Source organism: Thermococcus henrietii (assembly GCF_900198835.1).
Lineage (GTDB): Archaea > Methanobacteriota_B > Thermococci > Thermococcales > Thermococcaceae > Thermococcus > Thermococcus henrietii.
On the sequence record NZ_LT900021.1, the window covers coordinates 1,826,796 to 1,845,436 of the forward strand.

Sequence of the window (18,641 nt, forward strand, 5' to 3'; positions counted from 1 at the left end):
CTCAGACGAGTTTCGCCAGGACGAATCCTTTTCCAACGGTTTCGTCCCCACCAATCTGGAGATAGCCGGCCGATTCAATGAAGTTCCTGAGCTCAGTTGAAACCTCCTCCGCGCTACTGAGCGTTCCCCCCTTAGGCTTGCCCACGGCTATGACCGAGTACAACAACGTCTCGCTCGGAAGGAACTCCTCGTACCAGAGGCCACCCCTCTTGACGGTTCCCGTCCCCGCGTCTATCGCGACCCTCGCAACCACCTCCGTCGAGAATCTGACGAAGGCCGAGAAGACATCGTCGGGAACTATCGCGAGCCTCTTCTTCACATCAACGTCCCCGGGAAGGAGGGGTTCTATTGCACCAACAACTTTGCTCAGGTCCCTTGGTTCAGCCTTGAGCGCAACCTCTTCAAAGACCACGGAATCCTTAAGCTTCAGGACACTGGAAACATCGACGATGGCCCTTCCTTCACCGGGTACTAGTTCCTTCGGGTTAAAGCCCACTGATTTCCCGGCAAGCTCCATATCACGTTTGAATCTCTCAAGCACGAAGGGGCTGGTAACGTAGGCGAAGACCCCCCTAGCACTCCTGACCGGGAAGAGCAGGACCCTTGCGTCTCCAACCGCTATCGCCCCCGCGTGCTCGTGGGCCTTATCCGTGTCCGGGCCGAATATCGAACGCACTATGCCCTTATCCTTCCCCGCCTTTTCAAACGCATGCCTCAGGACTCCTTTGAGGCTCTGGCCCCATACAACCGGAAAGCCCGTGTGGCGCTCCCTCTGAATGGGGAGGTCTATTACGCTAACCTCAGAGCCGCTACCCGCGTGGACGGGCGAAACCGCGTATATTCCCAAAACGAGTTTTTCCGCATACATCAACAAGTCACCTCCTCGTCCCTGTAACTCAGCGCTTCTATTGAGAGCCGCATAACAGCTTCAGGGTCCGAGTAAGAGAAAACGAAAACCTTCTCCACATTACTTCCCCTTATAACGTCCTCGACCTTAACCCGGGTCAGGTTGAACTCGAAGCCCGAGTGGGCTATGAAATTCCTGACCTTTAGCTTGGGGTTGTGGCTCCTGCCCCCAGAGCTATAACGGAACTTTACCCCGTCGTAGAGCTCCGCTAGGGAAATTCCACCATTCTCAAGCTTTCTCCTGACCTCTTTTCTAATCATGCTCCTACCCCTTTTCTTAAGCTCAAAGTTCACCTTTTCCTGTAGCCTTTTCAAGTTACACAGCTGGTCCTCGACAACTATGCCAATCCTGGGCATGTTCACGAAGAGCGTTCTCGTTATCCGGAACAGGTCGTCGAGGGTAACGCTTTTCTTCGGATACTCGCCATCTAGCACTCCCTTGAAGACCCTGAGCATGTAGTAGAGCTTTACCGCCGTCCTGAAGTCCTCGCTTAAGGCCGTTTTTCTTTTTATATGTGCCTTTTTCACCTTAGCCTTATCGTTTTTTACCTCAATGTCAATTTCCTCCAGAAACTTCGAAAACGCATTGTCAACGTACTTCTTTACCTTGTTCACATCGGGGTAGAACGTCGCAAACGCCAGAGGAAAGCCGTTCGTCACGGAGCTTATGAAGGCGCTCCATTCGGGCTTATCCGACACGGTGGAATAAAGGGGCTTTGGCATTATCTCAACTGTCTCAACGGGCCTTATGTGGAGCACGAGGTTTTTGAGAATCTTCTCCTTCCACTCTCTATCTCCCTGCGGGAACGGCTCGGAATTTACTACGTAGAGCTTCGTCTTTCTAACGTAAGCTAAGAGACCGAGGAGGTTCTTGAGGGCCCTGTAAGTCAGGACGGGCATGAAGTTTATGCCGTGCGTTAGGTCGAGGAACACCTCAGTGTCTCCAGTAGGCAACTCCTCGGCGAGAACCCTGAGGACACTGGAATAGAAGTCGAGGACGTCCCCCTCGACGCTCACGTTGTTGAACTCCCCCACACCAGGCAAAACTACGATTTTTACACTGTCAAGGAGTCCCCGGTCCTTCTCTTCCATGAGCGGCTTAACCCGGTTCTCAATGAACCACCTAACCCTCTCCTCAATGTCCCCAACAACGTCCTCATAGGAGTTCAGTTCATTGGGCTTAACGTCGTTTTTCAACGTTAGGTTGACAAGCGTGTCCAGGACGAGGATTATTGTTTTACGTGGCTTAAGTGCCTTCAGCAAGACAGGTAGCGTGCTAACGTTGCCCCGCTCCCCATCGACGTTCTCACAATCTTTGGCTCCCAACTGCGAGCAGTCAACACTGTATCTGACCTCCTCCCACTGGAATGGATTCCCCCAGGTAGCCACGAGGACCCGCTCCATCAAAACTCCCCCGCAATGGTTAACCCATACCCGAACTCCCTCATGAGTCCAGCCTTTTGCACCCTCTCAACCTCAAGGTCCTCAATAGCCCTGAGCCACACCACCGTTCCAGCGGGATATGCGTAGAGCGTTGCCTTGGGCATCTTCGCCATCATATCCCATCCGGTAACGCGAACCTTCCTATCCGTAAACACCCGCACGACATCGGCGTTAATCCCCATCTCCCTTAGCAGGGACTCCAGAGAGCCGTTGGGTATCAACGGAGTGGCGAAGTAAAGTCTCATCATGGAGCCCTTTTCAACGTGAAGCGTTCCCGAGAATGGAAAATCCCTCTCAACGTGAACGAACCTCGCGAACCTCGATTCACCACCGAGCTTGATGAGTCCCTCTTTCCCAATTGCACTGATTAGACCCTCCTCGTTTTCCTCAAAGTAAACCTGAATGCTCGCTTCCTTGCTCATCCTGAGGTTCAAAGTGCGGTACAGTAACCCCTCCTCGGTGACCTTCCCTTCGGTGAGGCCTATGCCAATGCGTTCCTCTAGGGTGTAAACTCTCCCCACGTCAATTTCCGTGAACTCTCTCAGTTTTCCAGCAAGGTACCTGGAGAGCTCACTTGCAGAGACGAAACACCTTGCAGGTTTGAAATGGAGCGTTCTGGTTTCATCCGATACGGGTGCAACGACGACCTCCCCAACGGGGGTTTCAGCCGGTTCTACTGGAACGAGGTGCTCAATCCCGTCCTCACCTTTAACCGACACCACGTCCTTTGGGAGCGAAAAGACCGGAGAGCCGTTAAGGGCGAAGAACGTTCCGAGTATTGAAAACCCCGGCCTCCAGTTCTCTGGTTTTCTCACCTCATCATTGCTCCCCTCAAGGTTCAAAATAGCAAAGGCCCCACTTTCAAAGGCGACCGCCATGAGAGCCCCCGCTATCGTGTGGGGAAGCGGTTCGGTGGTAACGGCTACGTGACCCTCCCCGGCGGAGAAGTCCCGACTCTCCCTAAAGAGAAGAACGTCGTTGGGGTAAATCTCAATCATGCTCTCACCCCCGTTTCCAGGAAAATCTTGAGTAGCCTGGACGCCCCTTTAATCTGTTTTTTAACGATAATACCCGCTATCTCTGCCGAAACGTCCGGCAGGTTGAGAGCCTGAAGCGTTGAGGATAGCCTTTTCCTAAGCTCCTCAAACCAGGTAACCCTTTCAGTTTCCACGTTGGTTAAAATAGCCTTTGCCAGCCCCTTAACGTCCTCAAACGAATCGCTGGGCTCTTCATTCTCAGGGTCGTCCACTACAACCTCACGTATCGTCTCATTGATTCTCCCGACGACGTCTTTGTTTTGGGTAACTCCCAGTTCCTCAAGTTCATTGGCCGTTATCTCGCTCCTAACGTTCCTCACCAACCATAGGAGTTCGGCGAAGTGCTCTAGCCTTTTGGCATCTTCACCTTTCTTGTAGTTGGAGTGCCTCAGAAACTCGTACTTCAAGAGCATTAAAGCCGCGTAGGCATCGTTTGGCCAGGTTTCAGTGTTCAACTCGTAGATAAACTTGGTACTGATTTTGCCATTTCTCACACCTTCAAGAAAGTCCGCGTAGTGCCCATCTTCAAGCGCCCTCCAGTTGAGTACAACCCTGTGATAAGAGCCGCTGTGCTTGAGGTAGCCTATTGCGATAGCGTTCCTTCCAGATTCCTTGGCTAGATGCTCTAACTCGTTAACACGTCTCACAGCGAGATAAAACGGCTCCTTGTAGTGGAGTATTAGCACTCCCGCACTCATGCTCCTAGTTTTACCCTGGAGGTAACTGAAATCCTTCCAGTCCTCACGGAAGGAATCCTGTATCTCAAACGCCAGACTGAAGACCCTATCAGTCGGCACTATGGCAAAAACGTCATCACCACCCGCATAAAGGAGCTCCCCTCCGTGCTCTTCGGAGAGTTTTGGTACGAAATTGACGGCAAACTCGCTGAGGGAGCGGGTTATGGCTATGTGCACCGTTGGAGTTACTGGCCTCTTAACGTCACTCTCAAGTCCTTTCACGGCCAGATAATCAGTAAGTGGCTTAACGGACTTACTTCCACTTATCACCTTCCCCATGTTGTCCCCATCCATCTTGAGGATGGCGTAGTACTTAGGAGCGTCACCGAGGATTCCAGAAACGTTGGATAGCTCCTTAGCAATAACCTCCGGCGAGGTTCCAGAAGGCAGTTCACTCTCCGGAACACCGTAGACCTTAGCCAGGGCTTTTTTATCCCTCAGGTTTTCGGGGTAGAGAACCTCACTGTTGGGGCCGAGTTTCCTGAACGTGGGCATCAAGGCAGATGACAGGGCCATGAGTCCCTTGATGAACTCCCCTGCTTTGGTGCCCTTGAACTTCGGCTCCTCAACCTCCCCCCTCCATTCATTCCTTGCCCCAGTGTGGAATACGGTGTAGAGAAAGACGTCGTGCCAGGTAACGGGCTTTCCATCTGTGTTGAGTTCCCCCTTATCCTTCAGTTGCAGGGCTTTCTCGGTAGGTCTCCTCATGGCAACCTCACTCACCGAAGCGAAGCGCTTGAGCCTCACCGAGCCCCGCCTGTGTTCTTCCCTGGCCTCGTAGTTTATCTCCTCGGGGGACCTTGAGAGCCAGCCGTAATCATCCTTCCACAGGGAGTAAAACCTCGGGTAGAAGCGCTTTGCAAGACAGAGTGGGCAGAGCCTTTCGCCCTCCTTTATGTCGTATACTCCTCTTTTTCTAAGTTTATCCCTGATGGAATCCCACCTATCCTTAACAACACTGTGGTCATCGTTTCCCCCGATAGCCAAGTTCTCACCGCACAGAGTGCACTTGAAGCCCATCGGCTGTTCAGGCGGGAAGTGCTGGGCCGATTTGAAATCGGTTCTCTGGTCGAGTATCGTAAAGAGCTCGGAATAATAATGAACATCGCCTTCGAATCCATCCGGAAGCTCGAAAAGGTATTCCTTCAAGCCCTTCTCAATGACGTCCGGGAGTTTTGTAAGGGGAACTGTCTCAACCGTTATCGAGAAGTACTCCCTGATAGTTTTCACGTACTCCTTCCTTAGGTTCAAAACGGCCCCTAAACCGTAGAATTCCCACGCAGAGCGGAACAGTCTCTCCAACAGGTCTTGGATTTTGGCTCTGATATTACTTGAGAGCGAATCGACGTTGGCATCCTCAGGAATTAGGGCAAGGACTTTGTTGGGTATGTTCGCCACGTCGAGTTTATCTGGGTCTTCAATCTCCCCCAACTCATGCTCGAAGAAGGGTTGGCCGCGGAGGTGTGGGAATATCAAGGCGTTTGGACCATAGAGCTTCCAAATTTCCGATATCGCGGTGTAAGTAAGGAGGCCGAGCATGTGGCTTCCAGCCCACAAATCCTTCTCGGTCCTCGCGTTGCCAATGAACCCCTGAACCGGAGAAATCTTGAAGCGAAGGAGTTTAACTTTTCCGTTTTTTAGCTGAGCGTAAACGTCAAGTCTGCTGAGCCAGTCGTGGTCTGGCACGTAGGGGTCCGCAGGGAAGTGAACGAGTTCTCCCGCGATTGCCGGGCTCAGTCCAATCCCCTCAAGAGCCTTTTCGTACTCCTCCCGCAAGAGTTCCGGCAGATTGTTCCAGAGCTTGGCGAACTTCTCCACAGACCCAGAGTCTTTGAGTTTCCTTGCAACGCTCTCTTCAGCTTTTCTCAGTGCATCTATGAACTTCAGCTTTTCCTCGTCAGTTGAATTGAACCAGAAACTGCTGAGCTTTTTGAGAGGTTTCTCCTTCGCGCTTATCGGGTGCTTGAGGACGAACTTTTCAAGAGTAAACTTCCCTGTAACAGGAAAACTCGACAGATGCTTCCACCTTTCTGGAAGTTCGTACTCCCCGAGCAGGGAAGCGAGAATTCTCGACGGGGCAACCTCAAGAAGGGCCCAAGTGTAAGATTCCCACGGGTTCATTGGAACACCTCCTCGGAGCCGTAAACGGGGGTAAACTTAGTGGAGAGAGATAAGGAGAGCTCTCTCAAGTACTTCAGGTATTCAACTTCACCATCCTGCCCCCTCTCGATGATAAAGAGGGCTCCCGCGGCGTTGGCAACTTTCTCCCTTCCCTTGTACACTCCCCCTCTGTACCTCACTGGGCCCTCGTAACCCGGCAAGAACTTGTACCTGAAGAGGGTTATCACTGGGTAGTATTCAGTGGCGTTCTGGCTTTTCACGGCGTTTACCGTGAACAGTAAACAGGATGCCCTTCTATCGGCATTCCAATGGTCAACTGTGAATTTAACGGATTCCGTCCCAAACGACTTGTAGAACGGGATTGGCAAGCCTAAGAAAGGCCTCCTCTCGGGAGCTACATCTATGCTCCCGATTCTCTCCTCCCCCTGCTGGTACTTTTCATGAATCTTGTGGGGAATCCTCCTGTTGGCGTACTTGAACCTGAAGCCTCCCTCGAACTTACCTCCCTTCCCCACAGTTCCGAGGTACCATTCACCAACGTCTTTTATGGCCTCGCTGACGTCCCCCTTAGGGTCGCCAACTACGATCAGTGAGTGCTCTCGATTGAGTACCGGGTACTCGGGTAACCTCCCGTATCGGGGTCCCGGCTTGAAGCCCATATCCCTCAGTATCTTGGAGAACTCTGACGTGATGTTTCTTTCCCCCTCGAACACCCCCTTGTAGAATTCCTCAACGTCCTGCCCCGGAACAAAGGATATATCAAGGTTCACGTCTCCTCCTGGTTCCTTTTTGGGGAACAGCGAACCCCCAAACTTCCTCGACCTAGAACCGAACCCACCGAGGTGTAGAGCAGTCCACAGGGAGAGGACAGCAAGTTTCAGTGAATCCTCATCGCGACCCTCCAACGTAATGGTGAGGGTAAGTCCGGGGAGAACGGCACCCCGTGAATTACGGCCCGTTTGAGAGAACCAGAAGTAACTCTCATACTCGTTCTTCGGGGAGTACTCACCATTAGACTCAACGGGTTCCACCTCAACGATCACTGCGCTCCTCCTCGTCCCGCCACCTCCAGCGCACCCGAAGACCCTGCACTCGGCTTCCCTAAGCTTTGCAATGTTGTTTCCAAAGTAGCTCCCGGCTAAAGCCCTGAACCACCAGCGCATGACGCCTTTGATGCTTGCGGAGCGAAATTCAGCTTTTCTCTGGTCTGCACCACGCATAAAAAGAGGAGTTATAGTTTCAAGCTCAAATGTGGCTTCGTACATACGAGCACCCCCGTACTAAATAAAGAGGAGTCCTCAAATTAACCCTGCCTAAAATGACAATTGGCATGTATAAAAATTTTGCGGGATGATTCAGTAATGACGTGAACGAACACATCAACTCGTGGATGAGACATTTCCTGACACTACCTCAAAACAAGGGAAACAACAGAAGATTAGTACCCTTCAAAGAGTAAACCCCGCAACCCTTTAAAATCCTCGCCCTCAGCTTAGCCCGGTGGTGAAGATGCGCGTTGCGGTCATCGACTACGACAAGTGCAACCCGGACAAGTGCGGTCACTTCCTCTGCGAGCGAGTCTGCCCTGTCAACCGAATGGGCGGTGAGGCGATAATCATAGACGAGGAGAACTACCGGCCGGTCATACAGGAGGCCAGCTGTACGGGCTGTGGAATCTGCGTCCACAAGTGCCCCTTCAACGCGATAACAATCGTAAACCTTCCAGAACAGCTCGACGAGGACTGCGTCCACCGCTACGGAATCAATGGCTTCGTCCTCTACCGCCTCCCGGTTGTCAAGGAAGGAATGGTCGTCGGAATCCTCGGTCCCAATGGAACCGGTAAGACGACCGCCGTTAAGATACTCTCCGGCCAGCTCCTGCCGAACCTCTGCGGCGACAACGACTCCTGGGACAACGTGATTAAGGCCTTCCGAGGAAACGAGCTCCAGACGTACTTTGAGAGGCTGAAGAACGGGGAGATTCGACCCGTCGTGAAGCCCCAGTACGTTGACCTGATTCCCAAGGCCGTTAAGGGAAAGGTCCGCGACCTGCTCAGGAAGGCCGACGAGAGCGGAAGGTTCGACGAGGTTGTTAAAGAGCTGGAACTTGAGGGAATCCTCGACAGGGACATAAGACAGCTCTCCGGCGGTGAGCTCCAGCGCGTTGCCATAGCCGCGGCCCTGCTCAGGAACGCGGAGTTCTACTTCTTCGACGAGCCGTCGAGCTACCTCGACATAAGGCAGAGGCTCAAGGTCGCCAAAATCATCAGGAACCTCGCCGACTCGGGAAAGAACGTCCTGGCGGTCGAGCACGACCTTGCTATCCTCGACTACATGAGCGACATAATCCACGTCGTCTACGGCAAGCCCGGTGCCTACGGTATCTTTTCACAGCCCAAGTCAACGAGAAACGGCATAAACGAGTTCCTTAGGGGCTATTTGAGGGACGAGAACGTCCGCTTCAGGCCCTACGAGATAAACTTCAGCAAGAAGAGCGAGCGCAAGAGCCAGGAGGGAGAAATACTCGTCGAGTATCCGAGGCTCGTCAAGGACTACAGCTCCTTCAAGCTCGAGGCCGAGGGTGGGGAGCTCTACATCGGCGAGGTCGTCGGAATCGTCGGCCCGAACGGAATAGGTAAGACGACCTTCGTGAAGATGCTCGCCGGAGTCGAGAAGCCAACGGAGGGCGAGATAGACTGGTCGCTGACAGTCTCTTACAAGCCCCAGTACATAAAGACGGACTACGACGGAACGGTTTACGAGCTCCTCAGCAAGATTGACGCGAGCAAGCTCATGAGCAGTTTCTACAAGAGCGAGCTCCTGAACCCGCTGGGCATTCCGGAGCTCTACGACAAGCGCGTGGACGAACTGAGCGGCGGTGAGCTCCAGCGCGTTGCCATAGTGGCCTGCCTGATAAGGGACGCCGACCTGTATCTCCTCGACGAGCCCTCGGCGCATCTCGACGTCGAGCAGAGGCTGGCGGTTTCGAAGGCAATCCGCTCGCTGATGGCCAAGAACGAGAAGACGGCACTGATAGTCGAGCACGACGTCATGATGGTTGACTACCTGAGCGACAGGCTGATTGTGTTCGAGGGTCAGCCCGGCAAGTTCGGTAAGGCAAGCAAGCCGATGGGTATGCGCGAGGGAATGAACCGCTTCCTGGCCTCGGTTGGCATAACCTTCAGGCGCGACCCCGACACAGGAAGGCCGAGGGCCAACAAGGAAGGCTCCGTAAAGGACAGGGAGCAGAAGGAGAGGGGCGAGTACTACTATGCGTGAAATCCTCGGAACCCTTATATAATTTTACGTTTTACATTCCCTGGGTGAGTGGTATGAAGAAGTTGGCCTCATTCGTCATCATGCTGATGTTGCTCACTTGGGGAGCCGCGTTCAGCACGGCCACAGCGTCCGGGAGCGGTTCTGATACCGTAATACTCGTCAGCGACAATCCGGCCGACCTTGTGATGGCCGAGCTCGTCTCGAATCTAACGGGATATCCAATTGTCGTTGCCCCCTGGGGCATATACGACCCTGGTGTAACCGCGAAGGTTCTCTCGAAGTCCCCGCGGAAGGTCATAATAATCGGCGGACCCCTGGCGGTTCTCCCTGACTACGCGGCGGATTTGAACGCCTCAAACGTTACTGTTATAAGATGGGGCGGCAGGACGAGGTACGACACGAACAGAGACGTCATCAAAGGACTGGAGGAGCTTGGGATAAACCTCAAAAAGCAGGTTTTTGCCGTCGGTTCTGACCCGGCCTGCGTTCAAACGGCCCTCAAGCTAGCCCTCGAGGAAAGGGCCGCGGTGGTCTACCTGACGAAACCCACCGAAAACACCAGCGACGGAAAGCTCGTCGTACCCCAGTGGGTCAACGTCTCAGGCCCGGAGGTAGTGAAGGTGAAGGTAACGAACTGGACCGCGGAGATGAGGATTAAAGAGGTTGAGGGAAAGCTGAACTTCCTCCTAAGCTTCATCAACGGAACACCAGGAAAAGTTCTGGGGAAGTACGTTGATAGCGCCAAGAAACTGCTCGCGGAGGCAAAGGAGGCATACACAAGGGGGGACTACGCTGAGGCTTACAGACTCGCGAACCTTGCCGGGGAAAAGGTTGAACTTGCGATAAAGCAGGCCGCCCTCGACCCAAACGTGAAGGCTGACTTTGATGTATCGCTCATGGAGTTCTACATGCATGGAATGAAGCCCCTAACCCCGGAACAGCAGGAGGAGCTCCAGAAGCTCATGACGGAACTCGAAGAGGCCCTCAAAAACCATGACTACGAAAAGGCGAGGAGAATCCGCCTGATAATCATAACGAGGTTCCTTCGCGTTTACGGGCGGTTCGGAGGGGTTATATCTCCGATTATATCCCCAAACCTCAACGACCTAAACCTTGACAAGTGATGACCCATGCATCCAGGAAAACTTCCTCCGGAACTCCTTGAAAAGCTGGTCCTCTCCAGGCTCCCGACAGGAGGGAAGGGGGTTATCTTAGGCCCGGGAACCGGAATAGACGGCGCAGCTGTGAACGTCGAGGGTACCCTCGTCGCTTCCAGCGACCCCATAACGGGTGCAACGAAGAGAATCGGCTTCTACGCCGTCCACGTCAACGCGAACGATGTGGCAGTAATGGGCGCGGAGCCGAGGTGGTTCCTGACGACGGTGCTCCTTCCAGGGAACACCGATGAGGAGCTTTTAGAAAACATCATCGAGGAAATCTCACGCGAAGCTAAGAAGCTCGGCGTTGCGGTCGTCGGTGGGCACACGGAAGTAACTCCCGGTCTCGACAGACCGATAGTCGTTGGAACGATGCTCGGCGAGGCTGAGAGGCTCGTCAGAACCGACGGAGCGAAGCCCGGTGATGCCATAGTGATGACGAAGTGGGCGGGCATCGAAGGAACCGCCATAATCGCGGAGGAGCTCAGGGGGAGGCTCGCCCCGATACTCGGTGAGGAGTTCCTTGAGGTTGCCTCGTCTCTGATTGAGTACCTGAGCGTCCTTCCCGAGGCGAGGATTCTCAGGAAGGTGGCCAACGCAATGCACGACCCGACCGAGGGAGGAATACTCAACGGTCTCCATGAGATGGCCGACGCTTCCGGTTTGGGTTTCAGGCTTTACGCCGAGAGGATTCCAATCCGGGAGGAAACGAAAACCCTCTGCAACTACCTCCACCTGAACCCGCTCGGTCTGATAAGCTCGGGCGTTCTTCTCGCCTCTGTTCCAAGGGATTACGCGAAAAAGGCCGTTGAAGAGCTTTTGAGCCATGGCATAACCGCGAGCATCATAGGGGAGTTTTTGGCCGAAGAGAAACGCGTCATAGTCGAGGAGAACGAAGAGAGGCCCGCGTGGAGACCAGAGAGCGACGAGCTGTGGAAGGTCGTGGGTAGCCAAAAAAGCACTCAGTGAGACATCTTCACTAACGTCTTTTTTCGAGCATTGTAACCATAAGATGGTCTCTAATGCCCGTATCTACCTCGATGTAGCTTTTGGGAAAGCTTATATACGATTCCACGGAGATTTTAACGGTGAGGTTCATGAACCTGGACTACTTCTTCAAACCGAAGGGTATAGCCGTCATCGGTGCATCGAACGACCCGATGAAGCTCGGCTACGAAGTTTTCAAGAACCTCAAGAAGTACAAGGAGGGCAAGGTTTACCCCGTCAACGTCAAGGACGAGGTCGTTCAGGGCGTTAAGGCCTACAAGAACGTCAAGGACATCCCCGACGAGGTTGACCTCGCGATAATCGTAGTTCCCAAGCGCTTCGTGAAGCAGTCGATAATAGACTGCGGTGAGAAGGGAGTTAAGGGAGCGGTCATCATAACGGCCGGCTTCGGCGAGACTGGTGAAGAGGGCAAGAAGGAGGAGAGGGAACTCGTTGAGATTGCCCACAAGTACGGAATGCGCCTGATAGGCCCGAACTGCGTCGGCGTCATGAACACCCACAACGACATGAACGCGACCTTCATAATGGACGCCAAGAAGGGGAGCATAGCCTTCGTGAGCCAGAGTGGAGCTTTGGGAGCTGGAATCGTCTACAAGACCGTCAAGGAGGGAATCGGCTTCTCCAAGTTCATCAGCGTCGGCAACATGGCGGACCTCGACTTCGCGGAGCTCATGGAGTACCTGGCGGACACCGAGGAGGACAAGGCAATCGCGCTTTACATCGAGGGAATCAAGGACGGAAGGAAGTTCATCGAGGTCGCCAAGAAGGCCACCAGGAAGAAGCCCGTCATAGCCCTTAAGGCTGGAAAGAGCGAGAGCGGAGCGAGGGCAGCATCAAGCCATACGGGTTCCCTTGCCGGAAGCTGGAAGATTTACGAAGCCGCTTTCAAGCAGAGCGGAGTTCTCATCGCCGAGACAATCGACGATATGCTCAGCATGGCGCGGGCTTTCACCCAGCCGTTGCCGAAAGGCAAGCGCGTCGCGATAATGACCAACGCCGGAGGACCGGGCGTTTTAACCGCCGACCAGATTGACAAGAGGGGCCTTAAGCTGGCCGACCTCGAGGAGAAGACGATAGAGGAGCTCCGCTCGTTCCTCCCGCCGATGGCGGCAGTGAAGAACCCCGTCGACATGATAGCTTCCGCGAGGGGTGAGGACTACTACAGAACCGCCAAGGCCCTCCTCCAGGACCCGAACGTCGACATGCTCATAGCGATATGCGTCGTCCCGACCTTCGCGGGAATGACTCCAACGGAGCACGCTGAGGGCGTTATCAGGGCAATCAAGGAAGTCAACAACGGCAAGCCAGTTCTCGGCCTATTCATGGCCGGCTACGTCAGCGAGAAGGCGAAGGAGCTCCTCGAAGAGAACGGAATCCCGAGCTATGAGAGGCCGGAGGACGTTGCCGCTGGAGCTTACGCGCTCGTCCAGCAGGCGAGGAACGCTGGTATCTTGGAGGATGAGTGACTTTCATTTTTCATTGACTTAATTTCGGAGGTGTTGTTTGATGGCGAAGGTGACGGACATAGTGCTGTGGGATAAGCCCGGGGAGAGGGTTCTCCTCCTCGGAAACCAAGCAATAGCGCGCGGAGCTTTGGAGGCCAACATAGCAGTTTTCGCGGCTTATCCCGGAACCCCGAGTTCGGAACTGACCGATACGATGGCGATGGTGGCCAAGAAAGCAGGAGTTTACATGGAGTACTCCACCAACGAGAAGGTCGCCTTTGAGACCGCGCTCTCAGCTGCCTGGAGCGGTCTCAGGGCCATGACGGCCATGAAGCACGTCGGACTGAACGTTGCAGCGGATACGTTCCTCAGCGCAGTCGGCATGGGCGTTGAGGGCGGTTTCGTCATAATGGTCGCCGACGACCCGAGCATGTGGAGCAGTCAGAACGAGCAGGACACGAGGGTTTACGCCAAGTTCGCCAACGTGCCGGTTTTTGAGCCGATTTCACCCCACGAGGCCAAGGAGATGACGAAGTACGCCTTCGAGCTCAGCGAGAAGTTCAAGCACTTCGTCATCCTGAGGACGACCACGAGGAGCTCCCACGCGAGGGGCGATGTCGTTCTCGGAGAGCTTCCGGAGGAGATAAAGACCGGCAAGAGGAAGTTCGGGAACTTCAAAAAGAATCCGGAGAGGTTTGTTGACATTCCCGCCCATTCACGGAAGTTCCACCCGCAGATTCTCGAGAAGATTGAGAAGATTCGCGAGGAGCTCAACAACTGCCCCTTCAACTGGATTGAGGGCGACGAGAACGCGAAGGTCGGTATAATCGCTCCGGGTCTCGCCTACGCCTACGTCAAGGAGGCCTTGGCCTGGCTCGGCGTCGAGAACGTCAAGATACTCAAGCTCGGAACGCCCTTCCCCGTCCCCTACGGACTGCTTGAGAAGTTCCTCGACGGACTTGAGAAGGTTCTCATCGTTGAGGAGCTTGAGCCGGTCGTTGAGGAGCAGGTAAAGACTTGGGCCTACGACAAGGGCTTAACGATTCCGATTCACGGCAAGGACCTCGTGCCGAGGGTTTACGAGATGACCACGAGGAGGGCGGTAACGGCCATAGCGAAGTTCCTCGGCCTCGAAACCCCTGTGAACTTCGAGGAGCTCGACCAGAAGTACGAGAAGGTAAAGGGCATGGTCCCGCCGAGGCCCCCCTCGTTGTGCCCGGCCTGTCCGCACAGGAACACCTTCTACGCGATTAGAAGGGCCGCAACTCCGAGGGCAATCTTCCCGAGCGACATAGGCTGTTACACCCTCGGCGTCCTTCCACCGCTCAAGACCGTTGACACAACCGTTGCGATGGGCGGTTCGATTGGAGTTGCCCACGGCCTCAGCATCGCCCTGAACGGTTCCGTTGCCGAGGAAGAGCACAAGACGGGCAAGGAGAAGAAGGTAATCGTCGCCACGATAGGCGACTCAACGTTCTTCCACACGGGACTTCCGGCTTTGGCAAACGCCATCTACAACCGCTCCAATGTCGTCATAGTCGTCCTCGACAACCTTGTCACGGCCATGACCGGCGACCAGCCCAACCCGGGAACCGGCGAGACTCCACACGGTCCGGGCAAGCAGATTAAGATTGAAGAGGTCGCGAAGGCCCTCGGTGCCGATTACGTCGCCGTCGTTGACCCATACGACATAAAGGCCGTCGAGAGGACCATAAAGGAGGCCCTGGCCGTTGAAGGCGTGAGCGTCGTCGTCGCTAGGCGCGTCTGTGCGCTCTATAGGATAGGCCAGCTCAGGCGCGAGGGCAAGCAGTGGCCGCTCTACCAGGTCAACGAGGACAAGTGTACAGGCTGTAAGATCTGTATCAACGCCTACGGATGTCCGGCAATCTACTGGGACGCCGAGAAGAAGAAGGCTAAGATTGACCCGACGATGTGCTGGGGCTGCGGCGGCTGTGCCCAGGTCTGTCCGTTCGACGCCTTCGAGAAGGTGAGGGAGGGAGAGCTATGAGCGAGATGAGGGAGTACAACATCGTTATCACCGGAGTTGGCGGTCAGGGAATCCTTACCGCGGCGAATCTGCTCGGCTGGGCGGCCCTTCACGCCGGCTACAAGGTGCGCGTTGGTGAGGTTCACGGCATGAGCCAGCGCTTTGGAAGCGTTATCGCCTACGTCCGCTTTGGAGAGGACGTCTACGGCGCGATGGTTCCCGAGGGCAAGGCGGACGTCATACTGAGCTTCGAGCCTGTCGAAGCTTTGCGCTACATCAACTACCTCAAGAAAGGCGGTCTGGTCTTCACCAACGCGAGGCCGATTCCGCCGGTTCAGGTCTCGATGGGCCTCGCCAAGTACCCGAGCCTGGAGGAGATTAGAAAGGTCGTCGAGGAGGACTTCGAGGCCAAGTTCATGGCCTTCGACGCCGAGAAGCTCGCTATGGAGGCCGGCAACATCATAACCACCAACGTCGTCCTCATCGGAGCGCTGACTCAGACGCCGGGCTTCCCGCTCTCAGCGGAGCACGTCAGGGAGGTCATAAAGGTCAGTGTGCCGAAGAAGGCCGTTGACGTCAACATGAAGGCCTTTGACCTCGGAATCAAGGCCGCGAAGGAGATGCTGGGGCTTTGATGCCCTCTCTTCCTTTTTGACGTGTTTTTAGTCCGTAGATGTAACTAGCTACTGTACCTGTAAGAGACAGGGAAACCCTTATAACTTACCCCGGGGTAAGTAACTTACGGTGGGGTAAGTTGCTGTTCGACCTCCAGCCCAAGAGGAGAAGAGAAGACCTCTACGATAGGGAAGACGAGCTCAGGGAGTTTTCTGAAGCCGTTGAACTCGGAGAAACGCTCGTTCTTCTGCTCGGCATCAGGAGACTCGGTAAAAGCTCCCTCCTCAACGTTGCCCTTTCCGAATCGGGAAAACCTTTCTCCAAGATTGACGTTCGCTCGCTCTACTTTACCCACGGCTCGATTCCTCAAGAGTTGCTCGCGAGAAAACTCCTCGAAGGTCTCCTCAAGTCCCTGAAGGGAACGGACAAAGTGCGGGTAGAACTCATGAAAGCCCTCTCAAGGATTAAGGGGGTTAGAGTTTCGGGTCTTCAGGTGGAGTTTGATGAAAAGCCCGACCTTGCGGAGCTCCTTGAGAGGCTCGACCTCTGGGCCGAGAAAACTGAGAGAAGAGTTATAATCGCCTTCGACGAGGCCCAGTATCTGAGGCTTTCGGGGATACAGTACGATGGGCTCATAGCGTACGCCGTGGACAACCTGCCGAACCTGACGTTTGTGCTGACCGGCTCCGAGGTCGGAATGCTCCACGATTTTATCGGACTCGACAACCCCAAAAAGCCCCTCTTTGGCAGGTACGCGAGGGAGATAACGCTGAAGAGGTTTTCGAAGGAGCAGAGCATGGACTTCCTGAGAAGAGGATTCGACGAGCTTGGAGTAAAGGTTCAGGAGGAGGAAATTGAGAGGGTCGTTGAGAGGCTCGACGGAATTGTCGGATGGCTGACCCTATACGGCTACCTCAGGGGAGTTAGAACGCTCTCCGAAAAAGAGGCACTCAACGAGCTCTTTGAGAGGGCCAAAGCGCTTGTCCTCGACGAAATTTCGACCCTTACGAAGTACAGCGCGAGGTACTGGTTCATCTTGAAGGCCGTTGCCCTCGGAAACGATTCATGGAGCTCCATAAAGGAGTACGTGGAGTTCAAGGCGGGAAAGATAAACGACGCAAAATTCTCGGGCCTGCTGAAGAACCTCGTCAAGTACGGCTACCTTGAAAAGACAGAGGATGGCTACTCCATCCCCGACCCAGTCGTTAAGGAAGTCATAAAGAAGACCAACTTACCCCCGGGTAAGCTACTTACCCTCCCGTAAGTCAAAACTTCCACCACTCTGACTGTATCTCTTTCACCCTCGCCACCGTTCTAAGGGCCTCGTACGATGGACTGACCGGAACCTCGCGGATTTCCCCGCTGAGGTAGCCCCTGATGAACGCAGGAAGGCCTTTGTCAAGACCGACCGAGTAGCCACCCTCAAAAATCACCGCGAGCGGATAGCGCGAGAGCGTTGAACCCGCGTAGGCGAAGAAGAGTTCACTGAGACGAAGCGTCGTCAGGTTCTCGCCGAGGAAGCCGTCAAATCCCGCCGAGACGACCACGAGCTTCGGCCTGAACTGGGCAAGAACTGGGAGAACAACCTCGTTCCAGGCGTAGATGAAGTCGTCGTCTCCGGAGTAGTGGGGCATCGGCAGGTTGATTTTCGTCCCCTCGGCATTCTTCCCGCCGACGTCGTGCTCGTAGCCACTCCAGGGGTAAATATCACGCTCGTGAAGGTCTACATGCACCGCGTTGGGGTCGTTCCAGAGTATCTCCTGCGTCCCGTTGCCGTGATGGGCGTCAAAGTCTATGACCAGAACCTTTCCAGCGAGCTCCTCAGCCGATTTGGCCGCGTAGGCCGCGTTGTTGAAGATGCAGAAGCCGAGCGTTGAGGCGTTGAAGGCCCTTCCAGATTTTCCGGCGTGGTGGCCAGGTGGCCTGACGAGGGCAAGGTGGAGGCCTCCAAACTTCAGGGCCAGCTCAACGGCGAGCCTTGACGCCCCGAAGGCGAGGAGCGAGGCCTCCCACGTGCCGGGGGAAACGTAGGTGTCCGGGTCGAGGTACGAGAAGGTTCTGCTGCTCTCGCGGACGAGTTCAACGTAGTCCCTTGAGTGGACCTTCAGGAGTTCCTCCTCCGGAACGGGAACCGGCTCGATGGGCTTCCACAGGTCCAACCGCTGGAGGGCCTTTACTGCCCTCAACAACCGGTCTGGGTTTTCAGGGTGATAGTTCTCGGGTCTGTGCTCGAGAAAAACGGGAGAATAGATAACGGAGAAGGCCAAGCCCCCTCACCACTCCTCCTCTTCCTCGATTAGACCGTACTTCTCAAGCTCGCGGAGGAGCTTTCTAACGGCCTCCCAGGCATCGTGCTCGCTCTTGGCGCCGGAGCAGACGATTTTACCGGAGGAGAAGAGCAGTATGACAGCTCTCGGCTCCTTTACACGGTAGATGACGCCGGGGAACTGCTCGGGCTCGTACTCACAGTTGGGCAGGCTCAAAGCGACTGCGTCGAGGTTGAACTCCATGCCGATGTCACCGCTGAAGACCATGTTCTGTATGTCAATCTGGGGAGCGCGGTGGAACTTGGCGCCGATTTTCTTGAGCATCTGGATGAGCTTGTTGACGGCCCTCTCGATGTCCTCGACGCTTTTAGCACCTGTAACGACGAGCTTCCCGGAGCTGAATATAAGCAGGGCAACCTTTGGCTCATCGAAGCGACAGATGATTCCGGGGAACTCCTCCGGGTTGTACTTCGAGTTGGGGCATATTTCAATAACCTTCTCAAGGTTCAGCTCCGTAAAGAGGTCAACAGAAGCGACGATGTTCTCAATCCTGAGCTTTACATTGCTCATGTCCACCAAGGTTTACACCTCCGGATGGTGGGTTTAAAAACCCCTTTATAAATGAGGGCCGTCGCTTTT

The 18,641-nt window shown here is 54.7% G+C and carries 14 protein-coding genes; 7 read left to right on the top strand and 7 right to left on the bottom strand.

Annotation, left to right across the window (positions count from 1 at the left end):
* Nucleotide 1: 1 nt before the first annotated feature.
* From cmr4 to cmr1, 5 genes are read right to left on the bottom strand one after another with little or no spacing between them, the layout of a single operon-like run.
* Nucleotides 2–868: a type III-B CRISPR module RAMP protein Cmr4 gene (gene cmr4 / locus CS910_RS10000; RefSeq protein WP_099211679.1), complete on the bottom strand. Its 867-nt coding sequence runs from the start codon at nucleotides 866–868 to the stop codon at nucleotides 2–4.
* On the bottom strand, nucleotides 868–2,310 hold the full coding sequence (gene csx1, locus CS910_RS10005; RefSeq protein ID WP_099211681.1) for a CRISPR-associated CARF protein Csx1: 1,443 nt from the start codon (nucleotides 2,308–2,310) through the stop codon (nucleotides 868–870). The genes cmr4 and csx1 overlap by 1 nt, the downstream gene beginning before the upstream one ends.
* The gene (gene cmr3, locus CS910_RS10010; RefSeq protein ID WP_099211683.1) at nucleotides 2,310–3,347 is read right to left on the bottom strand and encodes a type III-B CRISPR module-associated protein Cmr3; all 1,038 of its coding nucleotides are present in this window, start codon (nucleotides 3,345–3,347) and stop codon (nucleotides 2,310–2,312) included. The genes csx1 and cmr3 overlap by 1 nt, the downstream gene beginning before the upstream one ends.
* Entirely contained in the window at nucleotides 3,344–6,244 is a 2,901-nt protein-coding gene (gene cas10, locus CS910_RS10015; RefSeq protein ID WP_099211685.1) for a type III-B CRISPR-associated protein Cas10/Cmr2, read from the bottom strand. Before cas10 ends, cmr3 begins: the two co-directional genes overlap by 4 nt.
* Nucleotides 6,241–7,509: a type III-B CRISPR module RAMP protein Cmr1 gene (cmr1, locus tag CS910_RS10020; RefSeq protein ID WP_099211687.1), complete on the bottom strand. Its 1,269-nt coding sequence runs from the start codon at nucleotides 7,507–7,509 to the stop codon at nucleotides 6,241–6,243. Before cmr1 ends, cas10 begins: the two co-directional genes overlap by 4 nt.
* 244 nt (nucleotides 7,510–7,753) lie before the next feature.
* On the opposite strand from cmr1, the gene CS910_RS10025 reads away from it, so the two are divergent.
* The 7 genes from CS910_RS10025 to CS910_RS10055 all read left to right on the top strand — a co-directional run bounded on the left by CS910_RS10025 (nucleotide 7,754) and on the right by CS910_RS10055 (nucleotide 16,999).
* Nucleotides 7,754–9,523: a ribosome biogenesis/translation initiation ATPase RLI gene (locus tag CS910_RS10025; protein ID WP_099211689.1), complete on the top strand. Its 1,770-nt coding sequence runs from the start codon at nucleotides 7,754–7,756 to the stop codon at nucleotides 9,521–9,523.
* A 44-nt stretch (nucleotides 9,524–9,567) separates the two neighbouring features.
* Entirely contained in the window at nucleotides 9,568–10,647 is a 1,080-nt protein-coding gene (locus CS910_RS10030; RefSeq protein WP_158523834.1) for a cell wall-binding repeat-containing protein, read from the top strand.
* Between the two features lie 6 nt (nucleotides 10,648–10,653).
* Nucleotides 10,654–11,649 carry an AIR synthase family protein gene (locus CS910_RS10035; RefSeq protein WP_099211693.1) on the top strand — a complete coding sequence of 332 codons (996 nt, stop codon included), beginning with the start codon at nucleotides 10,654–10,656 and terminating at the stop codon, nucleotides 11,647–11,649.
* A gap of 128 nt (nucleotides 11,650–11,777) precedes the next feature.
* On the top strand, nucleotides 11,778–13,154 hold the full coding sequence (locus tag CS910_RS10040; RefSeq protein ID WP_099211695.1) for an acetate--CoA ligase family protein: 1,377 nt from the start codon (nucleotides 11,778–11,780) through the stop codon (nucleotides 13,152–13,154).
* 40 nt (nucleotides 13,155–13,194) lie between these two features.
* Complete coding sequence (iorA, locus tag CS910_RS10045) at nucleotides 13,195–15,141, top strand: indolepyruvate ferredoxin oxidoreductase subunit alpha (RefSeq protein ID WP_099211697.1); 1,947 nt, start codon at nucleotides 13,195–13,197, stop codon at nucleotides 15,139–15,141.
* A 5-nt stretch (nucleotides 15,142–15,146) separates the two neighbouring features.
* Nucleotides 15,147–15,755 carry an indolepyruvate oxidoreductase subunit beta gene (locus CS910_RS10050; protein WP_099212508.1) on the top strand — a complete coding sequence of 203 codons (609 nt, stop codon included), beginning with the start codon at nucleotides 15,147–15,149 and terminating at the stop codon, nucleotides 15,753–15,755.
* A gap of 119 nt (nucleotides 15,756–15,874) precedes the next feature.
* On the top strand, nucleotides 15,875–16,999 hold the full coding sequence (locus CS910_RS10055) for an AAA family ATPase (RefSeq protein WP_099211699.1): 1,125 nt from the start codon (nucleotides 15,875–15,877) through the stop codon (nucleotides 16,997–16,999).
* 1 nt (nucleotide 17,000) lies between these two features.
* Here CS910_RS10055 and CS910_RS10060 read toward each other — a convergent pair whose 3' ends face one another.
* Both CS910_RS10060 and CS910_RS10065 read right to left on the bottom strand, forming a co-directional pair.
* Nucleotides 17,001–18,002 (bottom strand): histone deacetylase family protein, encoded by a 1,002-nt coding sequence (locus tag CS910_RS10060; RefSeq protein ID WP_099211701.1) that lies wholly within the window; start codon nucleotides 18,000–18,002, stop codon nucleotides 17,001–17,003.
* A 6-nt stretch (nucleotides 18,003–18,008) separates the two neighbouring features.
* Nucleotides 18,009–18,581 (bottom strand): TATA-box-binding protein, encoded by a 573-nt coding sequence (locus CS910_RS10065; protein WP_042691874.1) that lies wholly within the window; start codon nucleotides 18,579–18,581, stop codon nucleotides 18,009–18,011.
* Nucleotides 18,582–18,641: the final 60 nt, after the last annotated feature.